Raw genomic sequence first — 24,989 nt, 5'->3', positions numbered from 1 at the left:
CGGTTGCCCCGCGTTTCGTCGTCGGCGACCCAGCCGTCGATCACGACCCGTGATGATTACCTAGCGTGACGGGTCGTTGCAGGGAAAGGCTCACTGCTCAAGGACCCGTCCCCACTCCGACGTGCGTCGCCGGTAACGGCGGGATACGGACAGCGCCTTCCCGAAAATCCGGATCGAACCTACGCCGTGTCTCCATCCTGATCAGCCTCCCCCTCTTAAGTAATACCTCCATCTCCCGAGGGGAAACTCAGAGACCTTCCTCCCGCACGTCCGTGCGTTGATCGCCGCCGCGCCGGTCGCGCACGCCGACGAGACAACCGCCCGCGCCGACGGCACGCTGCGCTACGTCCACGTCGCCGCCACCGACTACCTGACCGCGCTGCACACCGGCGACCGGACCGCCGCCGCGATCGACGCCGGCGGGATCTGGCCCGTGTTCACCGGCGTGCTCATGCGGGACGGCTACAACGGCTACACCCACCTGACGCAGGCGCTGCACGCCTGGTGCGGCGCGCACACCCTGCGCGACCTGCGGTCCATCCACGACGGTGACCCAGCCGGGCAGCTCTGGGCCGACGCGATGGCAACGACCCTGCTCGACGCCCACCACACCGCGTGCGCCGCCCGCGACGCCGGGCACAGCGCGCTGACGCCCGAGGCCGTCGCCCGGGTCCGCAACCACTACCGCGGTGCACTCGCCCGTGGCGAGGCCGACAACCAGGGCGACCGTTCCTCGCTCGCGAAGGACGCCCGCACACTGATCCGCCGGATGCGCCGCGAGGAGGACATGATCCTCCGCTTCGTCGTCGACCTGACCGTGCCCTTCTCGAACAACCAAGCGGAAAGGGAGGTCAGGCCCGTCAAGGTCCAGCAACGGACCTCCGGCGGTTGCTGGCGGACCCTGGCCGGCCTCGTCGACTTCGCCATCGTGCAGTCCTACCTGTCGACCGCCGTCAAGTGGGGCCTGAACGCCCTCGACGTCCTCGAACGACTCTTCACGACCGGCCCCTGGCTACCACCCGCCGCCGAACCCGGCTGACCGCGACCAGCCCACCAACACCACCACCAACACCGTGCGCATCGCGCACGGGGCGCTCCGAGGCGCCCTGACACGGGCAAGCACCACTACACCGTCTACCACCCGAGCTGAACAGCTACGCCTACACCGTCACCGTCGGCCGCGCTTCGTGAACAGCAATGTGTGAATCACGCCAGCCACGAAGCGGCGATCTCACGCTCTTCGCCTCCACCGTCGCCCCCCGGACACAGGCGCTGAAAATCATCGAAGAAATCGAGGGCGGCGCGGCCGACTGCTTCGTACAATTCGCCCCCGGAGGCCACCGCCACTCGATTGATCAATGCCCCGTCAGTAACAGTAAGAAGAAGATTTCCTTTCCAAACCTTCTCCACCTTGAACGTTATGGGCTGATCAGGAAATCCTCTCCTACCGACACCCTTTCGGCGGCACTCATCGAACGCTCGGACGACGAAGGGCCAGAGCCAGTTCACATCATCCCAAAGATCGGTTCCAAGCACCTCCGACCCGTCGATCATCAGGCTGATCGCACCGGGAACGTACATGCAGTCACCGTCGTAGCGCTGGACCTCAGCTATGGGCCGTAGGTCGTCACCGTTCCGCACGTAGCTCTGGACTCGGATTCGGCTCACGGCAACGTCCCAGGGAAGAACTGGCCGATTCGGCCGCGGGATACTCCAAGTACGTAGTCGACCCCGCCGACGGCGCCTTGGATTTGATCTATGCCCGAACCGATCCGCATCAGTTGCGTGCGGTTCTGCCGGGCCACCTCGCCGATCGCAGCCTGAACATCGTCGATCGACATCGACGAGTCGAAGAAGGTCTGGCGCGCCTTCACCGATCCATCCCAGTAGTCCAGATGATGCCGCTCAAGGATGTGTGTCAGCCCCTTCTTGTCTAGTTGGAACTGGGCTTGCCCGAACTGGAAGCGCTGACTACTCCAATTACGCAACTCGGGCAGACATGCATTGTGAACAAGAATACCGACACCGACAGCCGTGCCGTTTGTAGTTCCGCCATCGTCCGTGTGGCTGGGGTATTCACGCCTCAGAGTACCCGCGTTGGTGGTGAGGACGTAGAAGGTGTGGGTGTGGTTGATGGTGAGGTCCCACATGTCGCCGCTGCCGGGGAGGACGGCGGTGGCGATGACGATGACGGTGGCGGTGGTGCCGTCGTCGGTGTGGAGGTGGTCGCCGGGGGTGAGGCGGCCGGCGTCGGTCCAGGTGTGGGTGGTGTCGTCCCAGAACGGGTGGTGGTCGGTGGTGTGGATCAGCGAGGTGACGCCGTCGGCCTGGATGGTGAGGTCGAGGAGGTCGGTGTCGTGGTGGACCATGACGGCGGTCACCGGCTGGGTGCTGGTCTTACCGGTGGTGGGGTCGGTGGCTTGGACGGTGTCACCGACGTGGATCTGGTCGATGGGTTTGGATGTGCCGTCGGCCATCAGGACCAGGGTGCTGGCGGTGAAGCTGTTCAGTCGACAGGATTTCAGCAGCGCACTGCCGGCGCTGTCGGCTTCTTCGGCGCCGCGTGTGAGGGTGAGTGCTTCGTCGGCGCCTTCGGCGAGTCTGGCGCCGAGGATGGCTCCGTCTGCGAGTTCGCCGCCGACCGGGACGAACGCGAGCGCGACCATCGCGACGTCGAGCGCGGCGTCGACGGGGTGGTTCCTCGCGTAGTTGTAGACGCCGGTCGCGGTATTGGCGACGGTGCTGGCGCCGGTGTGGGCCCAGCCGAGAGCATGGCAACCAAAGCCGCAGTGCTTCTGGGGCTGGGCAGGCGGGTCGGGCCTGCCGGGCCGGCAGGCCGCGGCGAGGGCGACCTCACCCGGCGTAGCCGAACACGGCTGCGTGAGGCTGGCATAGAGGACCGAAATAGCGCCGGTCGACCACGGGTCACTCGCCTGGGGCGGACTGTAGGCAGCGGCGGGACCACTGCTCGGGTTGGTCCCGGGGGCCGGGGCCCTCCCTCCCAGACCGACAACTTACTTACATGTCAATCGTAGGCATCACCTAGGCCAATAAAGTCGGGCGCACCCCAAAAAAGGTAGTCACCTCGCGCCGCGTATAGAGCTCTGAGAAGTTCGGCGAACGAATGAGAAATGACAGCGCAGCTACCTGCTACGCCGTGGACCTCTACATCGCTGTCGTAGCACCAACCCAACCTGTCGTCGCCCAGGTCGATACTGATCAACGCCGAACTGTCTCCACTGTCACGTGCGACTATGTACCAGGTCGTCGTGATGTCATCGTTTACCTGATCGCCGATCACCTCGACATTTGTCGGAGCGAGGTGGTCAGGGCTCGAAATTGCCCATGAGTAATTCGAGTCCTGGAAGAGGTTGATACCACCGCAAATAGTGTAAAACTCGCGGAGATCGTCGGGGGTACGGCGCCCAGGGACTACCGGTTGACCGCTCGGCGGTAGTACGATGCATCTTTCATCCCGCGAGATCGCAGCAACGAGTTCGGTAATTTCGCCCAATTCCCATCACCCAAGTCCGTAGAGGTAGCTCGTGTATTGCGAGTAATATGCGAGACGGCTCTCCTGCGAGACACCGGCCGCATCGAACATCCGCTCTGACAGCGAGTATATCTCCTGCGGGCCGATCGAGGTCCAATCAACCTTGCCGCCGACACGCCTACCCGTCTGTTCCTCGAGCCAGTCACGGTACGCTGCCTTTGTCGCAGCATGCTGCGCGGGCGTGAGCGCTACTGTCGTGCTGTCCGCGGGCCGAATTCCGTAGCCGGGAACATTATTCCGCGCCCAGACATCCAGAACACCATGATGGTTTTCAAGGCCGGGCTGCGTTGGCCGATACGGAACGACATCGCCAGGGCCGCAATTGTGGACCAGAATGCCGACGCCGGCATCCGTGGCACCCGCAGTCCCAGCGTCTCCGTGTCCGGGAGATTCACTCTCCAGGATGGCTGAGGTCGTCGAGGTCTCGATGTAGAAGGTGTGGGTGTGGTTGATGGTGAGGTCCCACATGTCGCCGCTGCCGGGGAGGACGGCCGGTGGCGATGACGGTGGCGGTGGTGCCGTCGTCGGTGTGGAGGTGGTCGCCGGGGGTGAGACTGCCGGCGTCGGTCCAGGTGTGGGTGGTGTCGTCCCAGAACGGGTGGTGGTCGGTGGTGTGGATCAGCGAGGTGACGCCGTCGGCCTGGATGGTGAGGTCGAGGAGGTCGGTGTCGTGGTGGACCATGACGGCGGTCACCGGCTGGGTGCTGGTTTTACCGGTGGTGGGGTCGGTGGCTTGGACGGTGTCACCGACGTGGATCTGGTCGATGGGTTTGGATGTGCCGTCGGCCATCAGGACCAGGGTGCTGGCGGTGAAGCTGTTCAGTCGACAGGATTTCAGCAGCGCACTGCCGGCGCTGTCGGCTTCTTCGGCGCCGCGTGTGAGGGTGAGTGCTTCGTCGGCGCCTTCGGCGAGTCTGGCGCCGAGGATGGCTCCGTCTGCGAGTTCGCCGCCGACGGGGACGAACGCGAGGGCGAACATGGCGACGTCGAGCGCGGCGTCGACGGGGTGGTTCCTCGCGTAGTTGTAGGCGCCGGTCGCGGTACTGGTGATGGCGTGGCCCGCGGAGCTGGCCAGACCACCGAGGGTGCAGCCGGCCCAGCCGCAGTGCTTCTGGGACTGGGCGGGCGGGGCGGGCCTGCCGGGCTGGCAGGCCGCGGCGAGGGCGACCTGGCCTGGGGTGGCCGCGCACGGCTGGGTGGCGCTGGCGTAGAGGACCGCGATGGCGCCGGTCGACCACGGGTCGCTCGCCTGGGGCGGGCTGTAGGCCGCGGCGGGACCACTGCTCGGGTTCGTCCCTGGGGCCGGGGCCGCGACGGGCAGGCCGCCGGTCGGCATGACGTTCTGCTGCAGCACGATGAACGAGGTGGGCTGGGAAATGGGCGGGTTCGCGGACGGCCGCGGACTCGCCGCGATCCACTCCGACTGTGGGATCAACAGAATCGCCGCCACGGGCGTCGCCACAGGAGCCGGCGTCGACCGACCGGACACCGCGGCCGCGGTCGCGCTGGAGCCTCCTCGGTTCTGCCTCGACGGGATGTTGTTGACCTGTCCAGGTGAGCAGGCACAGTCCTGCTGTTGTTGCGGCTGGGGCTGAGGCTGGGGCTGGGGCTGGGGCTGCGGCTGCGGGGGGAAGGGCGTGAAGGTGTTCCCGACAAAGACCTGTCGGCTGCAATTGAGCAGGAGAAGTGCGCGCTTAAAGTCTGTACACGGATAATAGTCGGTGTGGTAATGCGGTGTAAGTGTTCCTTCTTCTCCTCGACCACCGCCAGCCGACGCGATCATCCGGCCCGTGGGGTCGTTGTTCGTGACGGGGTTGGCGCCGGCATAGCCGTAGAGGTTGTCGGCGGCATTTCCGGTCCAGGGGAGGGTGGTCGCGTCGCGGCTGGAGAAGGTGCCGGTGCCCGGTGAGTACCAGCGGTTTTCGGCGCCGACCCGGTTGGTGGTGGGGTCGGTCCAGCTGCTCTGGTAGCCGATGCCGATGTGGGTGATGCCGGCCGTGGTGGGGGTGCCGAAGGGGTCGTAGTTGCGGCTGTCCGCGAGGGCGGTGGCGGTGGGGGCTGCGGCGGCGATGAGGTCGCCGTGGGCGTTGGTGAGGGTGTCCCAGCCGCCGGCCCAGGAGTTGACAGCGAAAGTGGCGCCGCCCGGGGTGTGGGTGTACCCGTAGGGGCCGTCGGAGACGGGTTGCGCCTCGGCGCCGGCGTAGGACAGGGCGGTGCCGTTGCGGGTGCCGACGCGGCCGAGCGCGTCGTAGGCGTAGCTCGTCGTGGTGGCGCCGGTGACTTCGGAGGCGAGCTGGTCGAGGGCGTCGTAGTTGGTGGTGGTGGTCGTGGCGCCGGCGGTCCGGGTGGTGAGGGTGCCGCGGGCGGTGTAGGTGTAGCTCGCCGCGCCGTCCGAGGTGAGCCGGTTGCGGGCGTCGAACGTCGCCGTCGTGGAGTTGACCGAGGTGCGGTTGCCGGCGGCGTCCCAGCCGTAGCTGGTGGTGGCGCTGGCGGGGTTGGTCCAGCTGGTGAGCCGGTTCGCCTGGTCGTAGTTGTAGCTCTGCGTTCCGGCGCCCGCCACGGCGGAACCGCTGATGGTCGTCGAGGTCAGGTTGTCGTTGACGTCGTAGCCGTAGGTCTGGGAGCGCAGGGTGCCGGTGGGTTTGGTGAGGGTGTCCGAGGTGGTGCGGCCGAGGTTGTCGTACCCGTACGTGCGGATGGTGCTGTTGGCGTTGCCGCTGGCGTAGGTGACGTTGGTCAGCTGGCCGGCGTCGTCGTAGCCGAGCGCCGCGGTCGTGTTCGTGGCGTTCGTGGTCAGGGCGGTGAGCTCGCCGCGGGCGTCGTAGCCGAAGGTCGAGTTGGCGCCCGCGTCGTTGCGGCTGGTCATGCGGCTGTTGGCGTCGTAGCCGAAGGTCGCGTTGCCCGCCGGGCCGGTGCTGCCGGTGAGCAGGCCCCGGTCGTCGTAGCTGAACGACTCGGTGCCGCTCGGGTGGGAGGCGGAGGTGACCTGGCCGGCCAGGTCATAGCCGAAGCTGCGCGACGCCGCGGTGGCCCCGCCGCCTGAGCCGGAGACGGCGGTGAGGCGCCCGAGCTGGTCGTAGGTGCCGGTCCGGCTGACCCCGCCGGGCTCGGTCTGGGTGGTGGGGTGGCCGGCGGCGTCGTAGCTCGTGGTCCAGGTCCGGTCGGCCAGGTTCGGGTACGCCGCGGTGGTCGGTTCGATGGTCTGCTCGGGCAGTCCGAGGCTGTTGAACGTGCTGATGGTGGCGTTGCCATTGCCGTCGGTCACCCGGGTCCGGTCGCCGGCGGCGTCGTAGCCCGCGCTCGTGTTCAGCGAGGTCGAGGCGGTGGCGGGGACGCTGATGGTCCGGGGCTGGCCGAGCGCGTCGAAGGTGGCGCTGGTGGTGTGGCCGGCCGCGTCGGTCAGCGTGACCGGGTCGCCGGCGGCGTCGTACCCGGCCGAGGTGGAACGAAGCAGCGCGTTCGACGGTGAGTACTGGCCGGTGGTGACCTGCCGCCCGGCGCGGTCGTAGGTGTAGCGGACCTGCCGGCCCAGCGGGTCGGTGACGGTGGCGGGCCGGCCGCCGAGGTCGTAGGTGTAGTGCGTCAGCTTGCCGAGCTCGTCATGGGCGTCGACGACCTCGCCGGCCGCGTCGTAGCTGGCGGTCGCGGCGGCCTGCGTCGGCACGTTCGCCCAGGTGAGGACCTTGTTGACGTTGCCGGCGTCGTCGTGGTCGGTGTACGTCGTGAAGGCCGCCTGCGGGGACCGTTCGGTCTGCGTGGTCGCCCACACCCGGTTCAGGTCGTCGTAGGCGTACCAGGTCCAGGCGCCGTCCTGGTCGACCGTCGTACGCAGGTTGCTCGCGTCGTCGTACAGGTAGCGGGTCACGCCGGCGGCCGATGCGCCGGTGACCTGCGGGTCGGTGACCGAGACGGGCCGGCCGAGCTTGTCGTAGACCGTGGTGGTGACCTGGTTGAGCGGGTCGGTGTCGGTCAGGACGTTGCCGTTGGAGTCGTAGCTCCACTTCTCGGTCGGGGTCACCGCCGCCCCACCGGCCGGCGGGGTGTACGACGGTGCCACCGTCTTGTACGGCCGGCCGAGCGTGTCGTAGCTGGTCGCGGTGACGTTGTTGCGGCCGTCCCGAGCCTGCGTGAGATCGCCGAAGGTGTCATAGCCGACCTCGGCCGACGGCCGGAACGTCGCCGGGGCGGCGCCGTTCTCCTCGACCGCCACCGGCGGCGCGATCGTCTGCGCCAGCTGGCCGGCGGAGTCGGTGACCAGGTTCGTCGTGTACGCCGGGTCGAGCGTCCCACCGGCCCCGTAGCCGCGCGGGTCGGTGACGGCGGTGACGTAACCGCGCTGGTCACGCTGGTAGGAGGTCACAAAGGTGGCCGTGCCGTCGCCGTAGACGGTCTGTGCGGTCAGCCGGGAGGCGTTGTCGTAGCCGAAGTCGGTGCGCTGCGTCGCCGTCGTCCCGGCCGCGCCGGACACCGCTGAGGTGACGTTGGTGGCGGCGTCGTAGGTGTAGTCGGTGGTGCGGGCGAGCCCGTCCGGGTCGACGGTCGTGCGGCTGGTCCGCCCGGCGGCGTCGTAGCTGCCGGTGACCGTCTGCGTCCCGCCGCCACCGACGTCCTTGACCAGGTTGCCGGCGGAGTCGTAGGTCCGGTCGTCCAGCACGATGTCGCGAGCGCCGGGGCCCGACAGCACGCCGTTGACGGTGTCCGGCGGCCGGTAGCCCTTCAGGATGGTCTGTCGGGGCAGGTCGTCGAGCCAGTAGGTGTACTGGGTGACGCGCCCGAGGGTGTCGGTCAGCGACGCCAGCCGCCCGGCCGGGTCGTAGGCCCGGGACTCCAGCAGCAGGTCGCGCGGGGTCGTCCCGGCGACCGGGTCGTCGACGAAGCCCTGCAGCGTCGTCGTCGCGAGCTGGTTGCGGTCGGTGTAGGTGTAGGCGGTGACGGTGCCGTTCGGGTCCTTCGCCGTCGCGACGTTGCCGTTCGCGTCGTAGGTGGTGCCGTACGTCGCCCACGTGTAGCTGCCCGACCCGTCGGTCCGCCACAGCAGCCGGTCGTCGTGGTCGTAGGAGAACGTCGTCGTGCGCGACGGGTCGCCACCAGTGGCGTCGGAGACGACGGTCTGGGTGAGGTTGCCGTTGGCGTCGTAGGTGTTGGTGGTGACCGGAGTGTGGGTGGTGCCGGAGACGAGGTTGGCGGTGCCCGGCTCGGTGACGGTCGCGACCTGCGAGAGCTTCGAGTAGGTGAGCGTCGTGGTCAGGCCGGCCGGGTAGGTGTCGGAGGTCTCCTTGGAGGTGAGCCGGCGGCCGAGCTCGTCGTTGGTGTAGTCGTGCACCAGGCCGGCGGGGTCGACGTCGTGGCGCAGGTCGCCCTTGGCGTCGTAGCCGTAGCTCGTCGTCTTGCGAGCTTCCCCCGGTTCCGTGGATGGTGGATCAAGCGATGGTGTGGCTTTGGTTTGGTCTGTCTGTTCCTGTTGGTGGGTGTACCCGGCGCCGCGCGTCTGATCGGGGCAGGTCCCTACCTGCCCTTTTGTCCTGTCCGCGGGGTCGCAGAGGCTCCGGGGTCAGGGCCCGTGGGCGCCGGAGGGGACCCGGTCGCCGTAGGCGATGCGTAGCAGCCTTGACGTTGGAGGGGCGGCCCCGCACGGTGCGCGGCGCTCGCGGCCCGGCTGCCGGTCCGCTGGGGATGAGCGACGGCGAAGCCGTCTCCAGGCCTGCGTGGGCGCTTGGGCTGTGGGGCGCGGCTGGCCGCACGGCTCACCGTGAGGCGCACGCGGCCTGCTCTCGTTCCCGCCTTGCCGTCTGCTGGGTCACAGCGGGACAGCCCCGCTTGCCGGTACGTGATCTTCTACGTACCGTAGAAGATGTCTTCGACGGAGCGTAGAAGATCTTTTGGAGCGGCTCATGGAGCTGGCGGCGGCACCGGTGATCCTCGCGTCGGCTGATCTGGCCCGTGGGCAGACTGCCTTCAGCCTCGCGTTCCACATCTGCTTCGCCGTGTTCGGCGTCGGTCTGCCATGGCTGCTGCTGTACACCGAGGGGCGCTGGCTGCGGACCGGCGACGAGGTCTGGTACGCGCTCACCCGGAAATGGGCCAGGGCGTTCGCGGTGCTGTTCGCCGTCGGGGCGGTCTCCGGGACGGTGCTGTCCTTCGAGTTCGGGCTGCTTTGGCCGGCTTTCATGGCCCGCTACGGCGGCGCGCTCGGGCTGTCGTTCACCCTGGAGGGTTTCGCGTTCTTCGTCGAGGCGGTCTTCGGCGGGATGTACCTGTACGGCTGGCGGCGGCTCTCGCCGCGGGCGCACTGGCTGACGCTGTGGCCGATCGCGATCGCCGGCACCCTCTCGACGCTGTTCATCATCACGGCCAACGCCTGGATGAACGTGCCACGCGGGCTACGGGAGGTTAACGGGAAGGTGGTCTCGGCCGAGCCGCTCGGGCCGTTCCTCAGCCCGTCCGCGCCGCCGCAGATCGTGCACATGCTGCTGGCGGCCCTGATGTGCACCGGCGGGGTGGTGGCCGGCGTCTACGCGGTCGGCCTGCTGCACGGCCGGCGGGACGCCTACCACCAGGCCGGGCTGCGGGTCGGGCTCGTCACCGTCCTGGCCTGCGCGCCGCTGCAGCTGGTGACCGGCGACTGGGCGGCCCGCGTGGTCGGTGACGCACAGCCGGCGAAGCTCGCGGCGATGGAAGGCCTGTACCGCACCGGGCCGCGAGCACCGCTGACCATCGGCGGGATCTACGACGCGACCACGGGAAAGGTCCGCTACGGCATCGAGATTCCCGACGGACTGTCGCTGCTGGAGGGCTTCCACCGAGACCACGTGATCCGCGGCCTCGACGCCGCGCCCGCCCCCGACCGGCCGAACGCCCTGCTCGTCCACTCGGCGTTCACCCTGATGGTCGGGCTCGGCACGGCGCTGATCGCGCTGTCCGCACTGGTGGCCCTCGTGGCGCTGCGCCGCCGACGCCGCGGCGTCCGCCCGCTGCTACCCACCGGCAGGCTTTGGCTGCTGGGGGCGGCGGCGACCGGCCCGGCATCAGTTCTCGCCATGCTGGCCGGCTGGGAGGTCACCGAAGGCGGACGCCAACCCTGGATCGTCTACGGACGGATGCGGGTCAACGAGGCGGTCACCAGCAATGCCGGCCTCGGCTGGGCGTTCGCCGGCACGCTCACGCTCTACCTCGGCCTGGCCACGGCGCTGGTACTCATCCTGCGCCGGATGGCCACCGGCAGCCCAGCCCAGCCGCCGCCCTCCGCCGGCCCACCAGGCGAAGAGCCGCCGTCGCCGGCCGACGGAGCTCCACAGGTCCCGCTCCCGGTCGTGGCCGCGTCCACCGGGGGTGCGCGGTGAGCTCCGCCGATCTGCTGCTGGGCGTCATGGTCGCCGGGCTGACCGCCTACGCCCTGCTGGCCGGCGCCGACTTCGGTGGCGGCGTCTGGGACCTGCTGGCCCGCAGCCACGAAGCGGGCGACGTGCGGACGTTGGTCGCGGGAGCGCTCGGGCCGGTCTGGGAGGCCAACCACGTCTGGCTGATCTTCGTCATCGTCGCGATGTTCAGCGGTTTCCCACCGGCGTTCGGCGTGGTCGGGTCCACTCTCGAGCTGCCCCTCGCCCTCGCGCTGGTCGGCATCGTGCTGCGCGGGGCCGCCTACGTCTACCGGGCCTACGGCGACGGCGGCGCCGGGCCGGACCACTGGTGGGGACACGTGTTCGCCGCCGCCTCCACCATCACACCCTTCGCGCTCGGCATCAGCGGCGCCGCGCTGGCCACCGGCGACCTTTCCCCCGACGACCCGGCCGCCCCGCTGACCAGCCCTTTCGGGCTGGTAGCCGGGGTGTTCGCCGTCGTCGCGACCGCCTTCCTCGCCGCCGTCTACCTCTGCCGGGACGCGGCCTCCTCACCCGCAGCCGAACATCTGGTCCCCTACTTCCGCCGACGCGCCCTCGGCGGCGCCGTAACAGCCGGCGCACTCGCCACGGTGCTACTGCCACTGCTGTGGCGCGACGCCCCGGTCGTCGCCAGCCGCTTCACCGAACGGGCACTGCCCTTCGTCGCGCTCTCAGCCGCCGGCGGGATCGCCGCGCTCGCCCTCGTATGGCGACGCCGGTTCACCCTGGCCCGGCTCGCGGCCGGACTGGCCGTCGCCGCCGTGCTCTGGGGCTGGGCCGCCGCCCAATACCCCGACCTGGTCGTCGGCCACACCACCGTGACAGATGCCGCAGCCCCAACCGCGAACATCCACGCCCTCCTCCTGGCAATCGGAGGCGGGATAGTCGCCTTGGTACCCGCCCTGCTGACGCTGTTCCGCCTGTTCTCCCACCCAGAACCACCCACGCCGCCACCAGCCCCGAACCACCAACACGCCGCCGAACACCAACAGAAACCCACCCACCACCGGAAGCGCCGACGCCGGCCGAGGGGATGCGGTGCCGTCCCGGAGCTGGCTGAGGACACCGACGAGGCTCTGACCGCTCAGTGCGTCGATCTCGTCGAAGAACAGGACCAGCGGCCGGGGGCAGGCCCGCGCCCAGGCTGAGAGGCCCGCGGCGAGAAGGGTGCCCTCGGACGCCTCCCACGCGGTTCCCCGCGGTGGCCCGCGACCCATCGGCGGGTTGGCGGTGGGTGGAGGATGCCGACCCGTATCAGCTCGCCCACCGGCGCTGGCTAGGGATGGAGTTTCTCGCCGCGGGCCAGCATGGCGACGTACTTCTCGATCCGGCGTGCCCTGGTCTCCGCCTTCTTGACGTTCTGGATGCGGTACAGGACGGCGTAACGGTTCCGTCCGTCCAGCGTCTCGAAGAAGGCCGCGGCGGCAGGGCTGGCCGCCAACGCGGCGGCAAGGTCGTCCGGCACCTGGGCCGTCCTGGCGCCGTCGTAGGCCGCCTGCCACCGGCCGTCCGCCTTTGCCTGCTCGACCTCGGCCAGGCCCGCCGGACGCATCCGGCCCTGGCCCAGGAGGGCCGCCACCCGATCACAGTTGATCTTCGACCATCTGCTGTTCCGCTTGCGCGGGGTGAACCTCTGCAGCCACCACTCGTCGTCGAACGCGCCCTTCTGCCCGTCGATCCAGCCAAAGCAGAGCGCCACGTCGAGGGCCTGGTCATAGTCCAGAGCGACGATGCCCGGCCCCTTCTTCCGAATCTTCAGCCAGATGCCCGCGCAGTCCGCGTGCCGTTCACTCAGCCAGGCCTCGAACGCTCCGGCCGTGTCAAAGGTGGCGATCTCTCGGCTCTCGGACACCTCCGAAAGTCAACCACACGGCCCCGGGACGGCCCGCGCAACGATGCTTCCTGCCAGTCTCAGGGGTGCGTTCGGCGAGGATGGCGTCGAAACCGAGGGCTTCGGCGACTGGTGGCGACCTCGGTGCGGTCTCCGGTGACCATGACGGTCCGGGTGATGCCGGCGTCTCGTAGGCGGCGGATCATGCGCGGCACGTCCGGCCGGAGCGGGTCGTCGAGGAGCAGCGCGCCGGCGGCCTGAGCGTCCACGCCGACGAAGACCGTGATCGACCCATCGCGGGAAGAGCGGCGCCGCACGGCGCGGATCCAGCCTCGCCCCGGCGAGGTACCGCCTGGGCCGCCGCGGCCCAGGTGACCCACCCCGGACGGCGGTACGCCCCCGGCGACGCCAACCCATGCGGCCTTGCCGATGGTGATGTGGTGCCCGTCGACGAGGCCGCGGTTGCCCGCTCCGGTGACCTCCTCGACCTCGCTCGGCATGGTGAGCGCCAGGTTGCGCTCCCGGGCGGCGCGGACGACGGCCGCGGCGAGGACGTGCGGTGAGACCTGGTCCAGCGAGGCGGCCAGCCGGAGCAGTTCGGCGTCGCCCCTGCCGTCCGCCGTGACGATCTCGGTCAGTGCCGGGCGGCCGGCGGTGAGGGTGCCGGTCTTGTCGAACAGGACCACCGAGGCGTCGATGCCACAGGCTGACGGCTCGGCCCTGAATCGGCAGCCCCGCGGCCAACCCACTCGCGTCTCGCGAGCGACGCACCGTCACGCGGGCGAAGCCGGCCAGAGATTGCGTCGAACAAGATCGGCGTCTGTTCAGGCGTTGGTATCCAGAGGTTCTGGGTACGTCTCGCACGTTTTCGATGCCTTCAGCCCGTCGCCGTCCCGCGGCACCTGCCGATCGCATTTTCCCCTTTCGGCTCGCGGCCGCGGCGGCGGCGCCAGGGGAGGATTATGGGCAATGCGGGCGAATCGCGGGGCCGGTCACGAAACGCGCCGCGGTTTACGCGAGGCGGCGCGGGCAAGGCAGAAGAGCAGTTAGTCAGTTTCGCGAGTGGCCGCGACGGCCGTCACACTGATTGAGAGTGAGAAAATGACCTTGCCCGCACGCCTCGGTGACCGTACGTCGAGGCTTTCCCGGTGGGATCCGTTCCGTGAGATGGAGGATGTGTGGACCCAGATGGGCAGTCTCCTCGGGGAGGCCATGAGCAACCGGGAGGGGCTGTCCGCCCGCCTGATTGGCGGCCTGACGGCGCCGGTTGACATCGAGGAGACCAGCGACGCGTTCATCGTCGAACTTGACCTTCCTGGGGTGCGGCGCGACGACGTGTCGATCGATCTGCGCGACTGTGAACTTGTCGTCACCGGTGAGATCAAGGAACGGGAACAGCGGGTGATGCACCGCCGGCACCGCGCCGCGGGTCGTTTCGGGCATCGCATTGTGGTTCCGGGCGAGGTGGACCCGGAGGCGGTGAGCGCGTCCCTCGCTGACGGGGTACTCACCGTCCGGCTGGCCAAGACCGAGCCGAGCCACGCCAGACACATCGAGATCCGTCCGGAGCCGGGCGAAGACCACGGCTGACCCTCGGAAACCGAAGGCATGACTGTCGCGCCAAGAGGTCCCTGACGCGATGAAGGTGTTCGACGCGTGCTCGGCGCGTACTCGGCACGCGTCGAACACAGGTCTTCTGCCGGAGCCGGCGATCTCGGGTCGTCACGTCGCCGGCGGTACATGTCATACGGAGGTGGCAGCGATGGCCCAGATCCGGGACAGGCTCCTGCGCCAGCCGATCACCGTGGGCCGGGCCTCCACTGTCGGCGACGCGGCACGGGAGATGGAACGCCAGGGCGTCGGCGCGCTGCTGGTCGTCGAGGGCGAACACCTGGTCGGCATCGTCACCGACCGCGACCTTGTGCTGCGGGGCCTCGCGCGAAGCGTCCCGCCGGACGCGAGGATCGACGCTCTGATGACCATCGACGTGATCACCCTGCCGGCGACCGCCGATACCGAGCGGGCGTATGAGATTTTCCGTGACCACGCGATCCGCCGGCTGCCGATCGTCGACGGGCGCCGCGTGGTCGGTCTGCTGTCGGTTGACGACCTGTTGGTGCGCTCCGAGCAGGAGATCGCCGAGCTGGTCCACCCGCTCGCCGACGAGATCTTTGCTCCGCATCACGAAGCCCCGCCGCCGGCCGCGATCCGCGAGGAATCGTTTCCAGCGGCCCGCAGCCTGTCGCCCCGCCGCCTGGCGATGCGGGCCCGCGCCGGTGACACGCTGATCATCCATCGCCGTTCCTCCGGGCACCCCGACCGGCTTGGGGAGATCTCTGAGGTGCGCTCGCCCGCCGGCGATCCGCCGTTCACGGTGCGGTGGGATGACGACGGGCGCGTCAGTTTCATCTATCCCGGGCCTGATGCGGAGGTCCGCCACCACGATCGGTCGCGATGAGCCCGCGCTGCCCGTGGGTCGCCTGGTTCAGCGAGCTGTCGCTGCGCGACGTCGCTCAGGCCGGGGGCAAGGGGCGAATCTGGGCGAGTTGACGAGGGCAGGGTTCCCGGTCCCGGCCGGGTTCGTCGTGACGTCCGCGGCCTACCAGCGCGCGCTCGCTGCTAGCGGCCTCGGTACGGAGCCCGCCCGGCGGATGGCGGAGGTCAGCCCTGACGACCCGGCTGCCCTCGGCCGGGCAGCGGCTGCCCTGCGAAGGCTGGTGCGTACCGCGCCGATGCCGGACGACGTAGGCCAGGAGGTGCTGGAGGCCTACCACAGGCTCGTCGGCGGGCCCGGCCGGGCGTTGGAGGTCGCGGTCCGTTCGTCGGCGACCGCGGCGCGGAGGACACCGCGGGTACCTCGTTCGCTGGGATAAACCAGACCTTCACCGACGTCCACGGCGACGAGGGCCTGGTCGAGCGGGTCCGTGAATGCTCGGGCCTCGGCCCGCGCCACCGGTCACCGCGGGCCAGACGGGGCGTCAGAACTGGACCGGAATGAGTCCGGTTACCTGGCGTGGGCCCGTCCTGCGGAGGTCCGGTAACGCTCGGTCTCGGCGGCGACGGCCTGTGCGACGGCGCGGGCGGCGCGGGCGGCGCGGGCGGCGCGGATGACCTGGGGATGGACCTGCGTGGTCTCGGACAGCTGGTATGCCGTGATCGTGTAGATCACGAGGAGTGGTGGCAGGCTCGCGAGTGCCTGGCCGATGCGGATGGCGTGCGCGATGCCCCAGCCCGTGCGGCGAGGTGACGGGTAAGGCGGCAGGCGCCTCGCCGTCGACGACGGCGAGGCGGTGCACTGTTCCGGTAACCGATCGCCTGTCGCAGTCGACCGAGGCCGTCAGGAGGGCCGGCTGGCAGGGGCCGCCGGCGGCCAATCGCTCCGGAACAGGTGCCGTTCGGCCTAGGCGGCTTTCAGCGACCGCCCGGATAGCCTGCGAATGGATCGCCTCGGGCGCTCGACGCTCGATCCGCCGGCCGCTCGGCGGGTAGCCTTGGCTGGTTGAGACAACCGCCACGCCTAGCCCCCGACATCTGAAACGACCGCTTGTCGCGTCTGGAGTGTCTGGAGTGCCCGTGAGGTTTCCCGCGTCAGATCCACCGTCAGGACCCGCCGCCGAGCGCGCAGCGCGCGTACGGGCGACACGCCTGGAACAGGCGGTCGGGCATCTGTCAGCGGCCGACGCCGCTGCCGAGGCCGCCGAGTTCGCCTGCGGACTGGACGCAGTCAGGGAATGGGCCGCTGTGCATAGCGGTGTAGACCTGCCGCACGGCTACGTCGACGAGTCCGGGTTCCCGCTCGCCGTGTGGGTCGCGACCCAGCGTGAGGCGCACCTGGAAGACCGGCTCGCCCCCGATCGCCGGGCAACGCTCGAGAGCATCCCGGGGTGGCGGTGGGCTCCGGGCGCACCGGGCCACAGCAGCAGGCGGCCGGCATGATCGCGGCCACGCAGTCCGACGGCCTCGGCAGGGACCTCGACGACGCGGCCCTGGACCGGTTGATCGACTACTGGGACGCGGCGAACTACCTGACCGTCGCGCAGATCTACCTGCGCGACAACCCGTTGCTGCGCAGGGACCTGCGGGCCGATGACATCAAGCCGCGGCTGCTGGGGCACTGGGGCACGTCGCCGGCGCTCAATCTGATCTACGCGCACCTGAACCGGCTCGTGGTCCGGACCGGCCAGGACGTTCTCTACGTCGCGGGCCCCGGGCACGGTGGCCCGGCCCTGGTGGCGAACACCTACCTGGAGGGCACCTATTCGGAGGTGTATCCGGCGGTGTCGCGCGACGTCGCCGGGCTCACCCGCCTGGTACGCCAGTTCTCCACACCCGGTGGCATCCCCAGCCATGTCAGCGTCCCGACCCCCGGGTCCATCCACGAGGGCGGGGAGCTCGGCTATGCCCTCGTGCACGCCTTCGGCGCCGTGTTCGACCATCCGGACCTGCTGGTCGCCGCGGTCGTCGGTGACGGTGAGGCCGAGACCGGGCCGCTGGAGGGCAGCTGGAAGGGTGTCAACTTCCTGCATCCAGGCCGTGACGGCGCCGTCCTGCCGATCCTGAACCTCAACCAGTACAAGATCGCCAATCCGACGGTGCTCGGGCGGCGGAGCCGTGAACAGGTGACGACGCTGTTCGCCGGCCACGGCTACGAGGTGCTGTGGGTCGAGGGCAGCGACGTGCGGGCGGTGCACCGCGACTTCGCCGCCGCGCTCGCCACCGCCCACGCGAGCATCCGCACCATCCAGCGCGATGCACGGGCCGAAGGCGCGGTGGTGACCGCTCCGCCGCGCTGGCCGATGATCGTGCTTCGCACGCCCAAGGGGTGGACCGGCCCGCGGGAGGTCGACGGGGTCCGGGTTGAGGGCACCTTCCGGGCGCACCAGGTGCCGCTCGCGAACGTGCGGGACAACCCGGCGCATCTCGCCCAGCTCGAAGCCTGGCTACGTTCCTACCGGCCGGAGCGGCTGTTCGACACCGAAGGCAGGTTCGCAGAAGACCTCGCCGCGCTCGCCCCGACCGGCGAGAAGCGTCTCGGCGCGACGACCTACGCCAACGGCGGCCTGCGCACGACGGCCCTCCAGCTTCCCGACTGGCGCAGCCATGCCCTCGATGTCGGGCCAAACCACCGCGGTAACACCTTCCACGAGACGACCCGTCCGCTCGGGGAGCTGCTCGCGGACGTCTACCGGAACAATCCGACGACGTTTCGGGTGTTCAGCCCGGACGAGCTCGCCAGTAACCGCCTCGGGGCGATCCTCGACGTGAGCGACCGCTGCCTGGTGGCCGCCGCGGATCCACTCGACGACCGGGTCTCCCCGGCCGGACGGGTGATGGAGGTCCTCTCGGAGCACCTGTGCGAGGGCTGGCTGGAGAGCTACACCCTCACCGGCCGCCACGGGCTGTTCGCCACCTACGAGGCATTCGCCATGGTGTCCGCGTCGATGCTGGTCCAGCACACGAAATGGCTGCAGGAAGCGTCCAGGCTGCCCTGGCGCGCGCCGGTACCGAGCCTGAACGTCCTGCTCACCAGCACATGCTGGCGCAACGACCACAACGGCTTCTCTCACCAGGGCCCCGGACTGATCGACACCGTGGTACCCCTGTCCCCAGGCGTCGCGCGGATCTGGCTGCCGCCGGACGCGAACACCCTGTTGTCGGTCGCCGACCACTGCCTGCGCAGCCGCGATCACGTCAACCTGATCGTCGCCGACAAGCAGCCGCACCTGCAGTATCTTTCGGCCGACGAGGCGACGGAGCACTGCGCACGGGGCGGCTCGGTCTGGGACTGGGCCGGCACAGAGGCACGGGCCGGCCGCGATCCCGATGTCGTGATCGTGGGAATCGGCGACGTCCCCACCATGGAGGCTCTGGCTGCGGCCGACCTGTTGCGGCGTTTCGTGCCAAGCCTCGCGGTGCGGTTCGTCAACGTCGTCGACCTGATGGCGCTGCTACGGCCCGATCTGCATCCGCACGGGTTCTCGACGCCGATGTTCCGCGCATTGTTCACCGACGAGACCGACGTCGTGGTCGCGTTCCACGGCTACAGCCGCGCCGTCCACCAGCTTCTCCACGGCCGCAAGAACCCACAGCGGTTTCACGTCCGCGGCTTCATGGAGCAGGGCACCACGACGACGCCATTCGACATGGTCGTCAGGAACGGCGTCAGCCGCTACCACCTCGCCCGCCTCGCCGTCGAGTTCGCCCGCACGACCCACCCTGGCACCGACCGGCTCGTGAGCCACTGCGAGAACCAGCTCGCCCGCCACGAGGCGTATGTCGCCGAACATTTCGAGGATCTACCCGAGGTCCAGGACTGGACCTGGCCGGAGGCCACCCTGTGACCCATCGAGCGCGCCGGGCTTCGTCGGGTACAGCCTGTCACCTGTCGAGATCCAGGTCGGCCGGCTCCTCACCCCCGTGCCGATCGGCAGTGGCAGCGCCGGACGTCAAGCCTGTCGATGACAGGCCAAGGCCACTGGGGATGACTTCTCAGCTGACAGAGACTCCTCGTATGGGCTGGTTCTTCCGAGCGATCGAGCTTGCCGACGGCCAGTGGGCCTGCCGTCACGGCCGGCACATCTACGACACTCACTCGGAACTGAGCGACGCCCTCGACCACCTCCGCGACCTCGCGTCCGCGGCCGCGCCGGCCGAGCTGTTCATCCACCGCCTCGACGGCAGCATCGAGCACCGCGGCGCCGTCTAGCAGTCAGACCGCGGCGCCGCCACCTCGACCGCGCCGGTCCGGTAGCTCTTCCGTACGCCGTCGGCGCGCAGCAGCGGCTGCGCGCTCTGCATGCCCGTCCGACCATGGTTCCAGCGAAACATCTCGGCCCCCGCCGCCCCGTCTGGCGACCTGCGGTCCCAGAAGGACCTTCGGACCGTCAGACGCGGGCGCATCCGCGCACGCCATTGGCCGGCTTTGAGAAGGACAGCGGCCGGGGCGTGTCCTTCAAAAGCGCCCCGGCCAGCTGTGACTATGTGTCAGCCGTCTCGGATTCCTAGTCGGCCGTGAGACTGGCGCCGGCCATCGCGGCGTTCGGCGTGTCCACCGGAACCGCGTCGCCGTCAGTGTGGACGACGGCGGTGTCGCAGGCCGCGTACAGGACGCACTGGTGGCTGACGGAACCGAGCATGAGACGGGCGAAGCCACCGAGGCCACGGCTGCCGACGACCAGCAGCTGAGCCTCACGGGCCTCACGGATCAGCGCGCGTACCGCCGAGTCGGGTGACAGGACCGTGTCCACGGGCAGGCCCGCCGCACCGTCGAGACCGAGCGTCACCGCCTGGCTGAGAATGCCCCCGGCCTGACGGAGAATGGCACCCTGCGCGGTGACGAGCGCCTCGGCGTACATCTGGTCCAGGCCGCCCCAGGCATGCACCACCCGCAGCGGGGCACCGCGCAGCGCCGCCTCATGCGCGGCCCACCGCAGGGCGCCCAACGACAGGTCCGACCCGTCGACCCCGACGACGACCGGACGATCGGCACGCTGCGTGGGCGCGGCCGGCTTGCCGTCGCGGCGAGCGACGACGACCGGAATCGCCGAGTGGTGGACGACACCCTGGCTGACCGAGCCGGCGGTCCGCCGGTGCAGGGGGGTGTGTCCGTGCTCGCCGACGACGAGCAGGTCGTAGTTCCTGGCCGCCGCGGTCAGGGCCTGCGTCGGCTTGCCCTGCACGACCAGCCGACGCAGCTCAACCGGCACCGCCGGACCGCCGACCCGCTTGATCGTGCGTTCGAGCATGTCAGCGGCGGCAGCACCGAGCGCGCCCTGTTCGGTCTGCTCCGCGGCGCGCAGCAGACCTGCGGGCAGGCCCTCGCCGGTCCAGGCGAGCAGCGCCGTCACGGTGGACGCCGGGGCACCGTCGTCAGAGCTCGCGGCCCGAAGGGCCGCTTCCGCCAGCGCCCACCGCAGGGCGGCCTCGGAACCGGGAGAGCCGTCGACCCCGACCAGAATTCGTAGCGAGTTGTTCATTTCCCACGCTCCAGGTCCGATACGGCACCCATCCGCCGCCCGCTCGGGCCGACGTCCCGGGTGATCTTCACCGATCGCCTGGCGCCTATCTCCGTGGTGATCGGGTTGATGGGACTGTTCCATCAAGACAACCGGGAGAGCCTCGGCCATCTGGCAGCCGTGGCCAGTCCCTTGGGCCGGGACCCGCGGGCCTGTCGGCCGGCGCCGGACATCCCGGACGGGCCGTCAGGGCTCCTGGCGCCGGCCCGTTCCGCCCGTGCGCCTGAGACATCTCGCCCCACCTACCACGCCGCCGCGGTGGGGAGACTCGAACCACGCTCGCCCTCCCCTCAGCGGCGGAGTGCCACTCGCATCAGCGCGAGAAGGCACGCCGCAGGTGAGTCGGGCCGGATCGGAAGGAACGTCGACATGCGCGTCGATGAGATCATGACGTCCCCGGTGTCGGTCGTGAGGCCGGACATTCCGGTGAAGGAAGTCGCGGCCCTGCTGGTCCGGAGCGGCTTCGGCGCGGTGCCGGTGGAAGCCGCCGACGGAAAGCTGGTCGGGATCATCACCGAAGCGGACCTGGTCGCCATCGAGGCGGCGCCGGACCCCCGTCGCCACCTCCGTCGGGACCTGTCCGACGACGCCCCATCACCGCATACGGCGGCCGACGTGATGACCTCGCCGGTGATCGTGACGAGGACCGGCACCGACATCGCCGACGTCATCAGAATCATGCTGGCCGAGCACCTCACCCGCATGCCGGTGCTCGACGAGGACAACCGGCTCGCCGGACTGGTCAGCAGAAGCGACGCGGTCAGACCACTGATCCGACCGGATGTCGAGATCGAGGCTGACGTCCGCGCCGTCCTGTCGTACTGGTACCCGCCGGAGCGAGTCGAGGTCCGGGTGATCAACGGCGAGGCCAGCATCGCCACTCCGCCTGGTCCGACCCGCCCCCTCGTCGACCACCTCATCCGTGCGATCCCTGGCGTCATCACGGTGAGCCGGACCCCGAACGTCGCCGACGAGCCGCCCTCCCCGCCACGCGGAGATCAGCGGCCTGCGACAGACGTTGAGGATCCAGCGGTGTGAGGACTACTGCCCCTTCGACGGGAGCCTAGGAGCATGCCGTGTGTAGCGGGATGACTACGGGTAAGCCCAACGGGTGGCCGAGGTGGCGCCGCGGCGCCGAACGTCTTGTCTGGGGCCTCGAACGGAGGTTCCGGAACCCTGGGCGGTCCTCGTCCAGTTGCTCGAGGTGCTGAGGCGCCGCCTGCAGATGGATTTCGCCTGGCTCGGGCGGCTGGACGGCGAACTGCTCACCCTTCAGGTCGTCAGCGGCGACGGCATCGACTTTGGGCTGGGAGCGGGCGCCAGCATCCGCCGTGTGGGCTCGCTGTACGCACGGGTCCTGGCTGGGGATCTTCCGTCGCTGCTCCCTGATGTCCGGGCTGATCCGCGCACCCGCGACGTGCCGTCGGTCCGCGAGCTGGGCATCGGGTCGTACGCGGCGACTCCGGTGACGGACCTCGACGGCCAGGTGTACGGCATGCTCGGCTGCCTCGGCCGGCAGCCCGGCCCCTCGCTCCACCAGAGCGATGGCGGGTTCCTCCGGTTGCTCGCTTCGTTCCTTTCGGAGTTCGTGATCGATCTGCGGCGGCTGTGGGATACCCGCAGCGCGGCCTGGCGACAGGTCCGCGACCTGCTCGACCAGGACGGCCCGGAGATGGCCTTCCAGCCAGTCGTCGACCTGGCCACCGGGCGAACCGTGGCGGTCGAAGGACTGTCGCGGTTCCAGGTTGGTCTGCCGGGACCCGAGGATGTTTTCGCGGCTGCGGCTGGCGTGGGCCTGGGCGCCGAGCTGGAGATGGCCGCCATCCGCAACGCTCTGCGGGCGCTTCCCGACATGCCGTCCGGCGTGATCCTCGCGGTGAACGCGTCGCCGAGCACGGTGACGGGCGACCTGATTGACCTGATCGCCGGAACGGGAGCTCCGCACCGTGTCGTGGTCGAGATCACCGAACACGAGTACATCCGCGCCGAGGACGACCTGCTCCTGGCCGTCGAGGTGCTGCGTGGGCACGGAACGCATATCGCGGTGGACGATGTCGGAAGCTGCTACTCGGGGCTGGAGCAGCTTCTGCACCTGCGGCCCGAAGTCATCAAGATGGACTGCTTCATCACGCACGGCATCCATCTCGATCCGGCGCGGCGTGCCGTGGCCGCCGGCCTGACCAAGGTGGCCGCGGAGATCGACGGTCGGGTCGTCGCCGAGGGAATCGAGACCATTGAGGAGTTCGACGCCGTCGTCGCGGCTGGCATCCGCTACGGTCAGGGCTACCTGCTCGGTCGACCGGCCACCGAGATTCGCGGCGCCTGTCTCAGCAGGCCGGTTCCCGCCGGTCATGGCAGAGCGTAGGAGCCCCAAAGCAGGCGGCCCGGGGCGTGTGGCGGAGTCTCGGATCCCGGCTGCGCCTTGGAGGGGCTCTGTGAGCCAGGACAGGGATGACCTGCGCCAGTGGTCAGCACAGGCAGCCCAGGCGAGAAGACACTCGGTCGGGATGGCTGGGCCGACCGACGACCGGGTCGAACAGCTTTCCCGGGCTAACCAGCGGGTTCAGGCGCTGTTGGCTGCGGTGCTGGTCGTCAGCCGGGAACTGGATCTGCCCGTGGTGCTGCGCCAGATCGTCAGTACCGCGATGGAGCTCGTCGGCGCCCGCTACGGCGCCCTGGGCGTGCTGGACGAACGGGGCGAAAGCCTGGCCGAGTTCATCCCGATCGGCCTCAGCGAACCGGAGTACCGCGATCTCGCGGGTGTCGAGCTTCCCCACGGGCGGGGCCTCCTGGGCCGGTTGATTCAGTCGCCCGGGTCGCTGCGCGTAGACGACATTCATGCGCACCCGGATTCGGTGGGGTTTCCGCCGGGTCATCCTCAGATGCGCACGATGCTCGGCGTCGGCATCGGAGTGCGCGGTCGGATCTACGGCAACATCTACCTGTGCGAACGGTCCGACGGGCGACCTTTCGACCAGGACGATGAGGCTGTCGTCATCGCGCTGGCAGGTGCCGCCGGCGTCGCGGTCGAGAACGCCCGCCTGTTCGACCAGGTCCGTGCAAGCGCCGAGCAGTTCCAGCGGCTTCTCCTGCCAAGCCTGCCCGACCTGTCGCCCTTGTCCGTCGCCGCGGTCTACAAGGCCTCGTCCGAGCGGGGCACGCGGACCGGACACGTCGGGGGCGACTGGTACGACGCCCTGCAGCTGCCTGACGGCGCCGTCGGAGCCGTGATCGGTGACGTCGTCGGCCACGACCTCGTCGCCGCGGCGGCCATGGCGCAGACCCGCAACATGCTGCGCGCGCTGCTTTATGACAAGGAGGGGCCGCCCAGCTCTGTGCTGACTCAGCTCGACCGCACCCTCCAAGCCATCGACGACGGTCCCATCGCGACCGTCTGCCTCGCGCGCATCGAGCCGGCGGGCGATGCCTGGCGGATGACCTTCAGCGTCGCCGGTCACGTCCCACCGCTGCTGCTGTCTCCCGACGGCACGAGCCGCTATCTGGACGTCGTCCCCGATGTGCCGCTCGGCGTCGACGTCCGCCTGCCTCGACGCGACCACAGCCTTGTTCTGCCGCCGGGCGCCACCCTCATCCTGTTCACCGATGGCCTGGTCGAGGACCGGTGCCATTCGATCGACCACGGCCTGGAGGCGCTCGCCGCGCTGGCCTCGGCTCACCGCGACCGGCCGCTGCCGATCCTGTGCCAGGCCTTGGCCGACGAACATCCCAGCGATGGTCATGACGATCTGGCTGTCCTCACGATCCGCACCCCAGGCGAAGGTCATGCTCGTGGGCCGAACCGAGCCGCGTGACGCTAGTCGAACCGCTCGAAGACCGCGACCGAGCGGCGGCGGGCGGCCCGCCAGAGCTCGTCAGCGCCCCCTATGAGACGGGCATGGGCAGCAGGATGAGCAGGTTCGTGGGGCTGACGGCGGCAGTCCCCAGCACGGAGTGCAGGAACGGCAGGTAGACGACCGCGATCGCGAACGCGATCTCGAAGGCGATGCCGTAGAGCAGTAGCCGGCTGCTGAAGAGCCCGGCGCCGCGGAGCGCCGCGGCGCCGCACGGGCGACCCGCTCCAGGGTGCGCTCGGTACTCGCGGCCGGACCGGCTCGTTCCGCTGGTCACTGCCCCGTGCCGGACGACCCTGGGGCGGCGGTCCAAACGGCCCCGTCTCCTCAGCGTTCGGTCGGTCGTGCCCCGCCTCCAGA

The 24,989-nt window shown here is 69.7% G+C and carries 19 protein-coding genes and 3 pseudogenes; 13 read left to right on the top strand and 9 right to left on the bottom strand.

Translation table 11 applies throughout. The features are described from left to right. Positions 1 to 253: 253 nt before the first annotated feature. Positions 254 to 1,039 (top strand): annotated as a pseudogene (locus FRADC12_RS25895) (IS66 family transposase); the annotation flags it as partial. 167 nt (positions 1,040 to 1,206) lie between these two features. Here FRADC12_RS25895 and FRADC12_RS31800 read toward each other — a convergent pair. The 4 genes from FRADC12_RS31800 to FRADC12_RS25885 form a co-directional block, all read right to left on the bottom strand. Next, a complete protein-coding gene (locus FRADC12_RS31800; RefSeq protein ID WP_157489044.1) occupies positions 1,207 to 1,581 on the bottom strand; it encodes a hypothetical protein in 375 nt (124 codons plus the stop codon). A gap of 83 nt (positions 1,582 to 1,664) precedes the next feature. After that, positions 1,665 to 2,666 carry a polymorphic toxin-type HINT domain-containing protein gene (locus FRADC12_RS25890; protein WP_045878568.1) on the bottom strand — a complete coding sequence of 334 codons (1,002 nt, stop codon included), beginning with the start codon at positions 2,664 to 2,666 and terminating at the stop codon, positions 1,665 to 1,667. A gap of 854 nt (positions 2,667 to 3,520) precedes the next feature. Continuing rightward, on the bottom strand, positions 3,521 to 4,021 hold the full coding sequence (locus FRADC12_RS34590; protein WP_084011192.1) for a hypothetical protein: 501 nt from the start codon (positions 4,019 to 4,021) through the stop codon (positions 3,521 to 3,523). After that, on the bottom strand, positions 3,945 to 8,876 hold the full coding sequence (locus tag FRADC12_RS25885; RefSeq protein WP_052711183.1) for a polymorphic toxin-type HINT domain-containing protein: 4,932 nt from the start codon (positions 8,874 to 8,876) through the stop codon (positions 3,945 to 3,947). The genes FRADC12_RS34590 and FRADC12_RS25885 overlap by 77 nt, the downstream gene beginning before the upstream one ends. A gap of 568 nt (positions 8,877 to 9,444) precedes the next feature. On the opposite strand from FRADC12_RS25885, the gene FRADC12_RS25880 reads away from it, so the two are divergent. Both FRADC12_RS25880 and FRADC12_RS25875 read left to right on the top strand, forming a co-directional pair. Then, complete coding sequence (locus tag FRADC12_RS25880) at positions 9,445 to 10,893, top strand: cytochrome ubiquinol oxidase subunit I (protein ID WP_084011191.1); 1,449 nt, start codon at positions 9,445 to 9,447, stop codon at positions 10,891 to 10,893. Further along, a pseudogene (locus FRADC12_RS25875) lies at positions 10,890 to 11,873 on the top strand (cytochrome d ubiquinol oxidase subunit II); the annotation flags it as partial. The gene FRADC12_RS25880 and the pseudogene FRADC12_RS25875, both read left to right, overlap by 4 nt. Positions 11,874 to 12,208: 335 nt before the next feature. On the opposite strand, the gene FRADC12_RS34095 reads toward FRADC12_RS25875, so the two are convergent. After that, complete coding sequence (locus tag FRADC12_RS34095; RefSeq protein ID WP_045878567.1) at positions 12,209 to 12,784, bottom strand: YdeI/OmpD-associated family protein; 576 nt, start codon at positions 12,782 to 12,784, stop codon at positions 12,209 to 12,211. 59 nt (positions 12,785 to 12,843) lie between these two features. Further along, a complete protein-coding gene (locus FRADC12_RS25865; protein WP_198153045.1) occupies positions 12,844 to 13,449 on the bottom strand; it encodes an HAD family hydrolase in 606 nt (201 codons plus the stop codon). 376 nt (positions 13,450 to 13,825) lie between these two features. On the opposite strand from FRADC12_RS25865, the gene FRADC12_RS25860 reads away from it, so the two are divergent. From FRADC12_RS25860 to FRADC12_RS30555, 4 genes and pseudogenes are all read left to right on the top strand, one after another. Beyond that, positions 13,826 to 14,353 (top strand): Hsp20/alpha crystallin family protein, encoded by a 528-nt coding sequence (locus FRADC12_RS25860; RefSeq protein ID WP_232304054.1) that lies wholly within the window; start codon positions 13,826 to 13,828, stop codon positions 14,351 to 14,353. Positions 14,354 to 14,402: 49 nt separating this feature from the next. Next, positions 14,403 to 14,675 (top strand): annotated as a pseudogene (locus tag FRADC12_RS35200) (CBS domain-containing protein); the annotation flags it as partial. Between the two features lie 63 nt (positions 14,676 to 14,738). Beyond that, positions 14,739 to 15,221, top strand: coding sequence for a DUF1918 domain-containing protein (locus FRADC12_RS35195; RefSeq protein WP_502685323.1), 483 nt, complete (start codon positions 14,739 to 14,741; stop codon positions 15,219 to 15,221). An 88-nt stretch (positions 15,222 to 15,309) separates the two neighbouring features. Continuing rightward, a complete protein-coding gene (locus tag FRADC12_RS30555; RefSeq protein ID WP_198153044.1) occupies positions 15,310 to 15,636 on the top strand; it encodes a PEP/pyruvate-binding domain-containing protein in 327 nt (108 codons plus the stop codon). A gap of 131 nt (positions 15,637 to 15,767) precedes the next feature. On the opposite strand, the gene FRADC12_RS31790 is transcribed toward FRADC12_RS30555, so the two are convergent. Next, positions 15,768 to 15,932, bottom strand: coding sequence for a hypothetical protein (locus tag FRADC12_RS31790; protein WP_157489042.1), 165 nt, complete (start codon positions 15,930 to 15,932; stop codon positions 15,768 to 15,770). A gap of 389 nt (positions 15,933 to 16,321) precedes the next feature. Between FRADC12_RS31790 and FRADC12_RS33950 the strand changes: the two genes are divergently transcribed. The 3 genes from FRADC12_RS33950 to FRADC12_RS25835 all read left to right on the top strand — a co-directional run bounded on the left by FRADC12_RS33950 (position 16,322) and on the right by FRADC12_RS25835 (position 19,469). Continuing rightward, positions 16,322 to 16,699, top strand: coding sequence for a helicase associated domain-containing protein (locus FRADC12_RS33950; RefSeq protein WP_349305909.1), 378 nt, complete (start codon positions 16,322 to 16,324; stop codon positions 16,697 to 16,699). Continuing rightward, entirely contained in the window at positions 16,696 to 19,104 is a 2,409-nt protein-coding gene (locus tag FRADC12_RS25840) for a phosphoketolase family protein (protein ID WP_045880246.1), read from the top strand. The genes FRADC12_RS33950 and FRADC12_RS25840 overlap by 4 nt, the downstream gene beginning before the upstream one ends. Positions 19,105 to 19,274: 170 nt before the next feature. After that, the gene (locus FRADC12_RS25835; RefSeq protein WP_045878562.1) at positions 19,275 to 19,469 is read left to right on the top strand and encodes a DUF2188 domain-containing protein; all 195 of its coding nucleotides are present in this window, start codon (positions 19,275 to 19,277) and stop codon (positions 19,467 to 19,469) included. 295 nt (positions 19,470 to 19,764) lie between these two features. Here the strand turns inward: FRADC12_RS25835 and FRADC12_RS25830 are convergent, their stop codons facing one another. Then, on the bottom strand, positions 19,765 to 20,739 hold the full coding sequence (locus FRADC12_RS25830) for a universal stress protein (protein ID WP_045878561.1): 975 nt from the start codon (positions 20,737 to 20,739) through the stop codon (positions 19,765 to 19,767). A gap of 408 nt (positions 20,740 to 21,147) precedes the next feature. Between FRADC12_RS25830 and FRADC12_RS25825 the strand changes: the two genes are divergently transcribed. The 3 genes from FRADC12_RS25825 to FRADC12_RS25815 all read left to right on the top strand — a co-directional run bounded on the left by FRADC12_RS25825 (position 21,148) and on the right by FRADC12_RS25815 (position 24,590). Beyond that, positions 21,148 to 21,816 carry a CBS domain-containing protein gene (locus tag FRADC12_RS25825; RefSeq protein WP_052711182.1) on the top strand — a complete coding sequence of 223 codons (669 nt, stop codon included), beginning with the start codon at positions 21,148 to 21,150 and terminating at the stop codon, positions 21,814 to 21,816. Between the two features lie 82 nt (positions 21,817 to 21,898). Beyond that, on the top strand, positions 21,899 to 23,143 hold the full coding sequence (locus FRADC12_RS25820) for an EAL domain-containing protein (protein ID WP_045880244.1): 1,245 nt from the start codon (positions 21,899 to 21,901) through the stop codon (positions 23,141 to 23,143). A 70-nt stretch (positions 23,144 to 23,213) separates the two neighbouring features. Then, positions 23,214 to 24,590 carry a PP2C family protein-serine/threonine phosphatase gene (locus tag FRADC12_RS25815; RefSeq protein WP_198153043.1) on the top strand — a complete coding sequence of 459 codons (1,377 nt, stop codon included), beginning with the start codon at positions 23,214 to 23,216 and terminating at the stop codon, positions 24,588 to 24,590. A 70-nt stretch (positions 24,591 to 24,660) separates the two neighbouring features. Here FRADC12_RS25815 and FRADC12_RS32555 read toward each other — a convergent pair whose 3' ends face one another. Continuing rightward, positions 24,661 to 24,906 carry a cation transporting ATPase C-terminal domain-containing protein gene (locus FRADC12_RS32555; protein WP_045878559.1) on the bottom strand — a complete coding sequence of 82 codons (246 nt, stop codon included), beginning with the start codon at positions 24,904 to 24,906 and terminating at the stop codon, positions 24,661 to 24,663. Positions 24,907 to 24,989 lie beyond the last annotated feature (83 nt).

The organism is Pseudofrankia sp. DC12 (assembly GCF_000966285.1).
Classification (GTDB): Bacteria; Actinomycetota; Actinomycetes; order Frankiales; family Frankiaceae; genus Pseudofrankia.
Note: the sequence above shows the minus strand (reverse complement) of the source record. Positions and strands in the feature narration are given on the sequence as shown.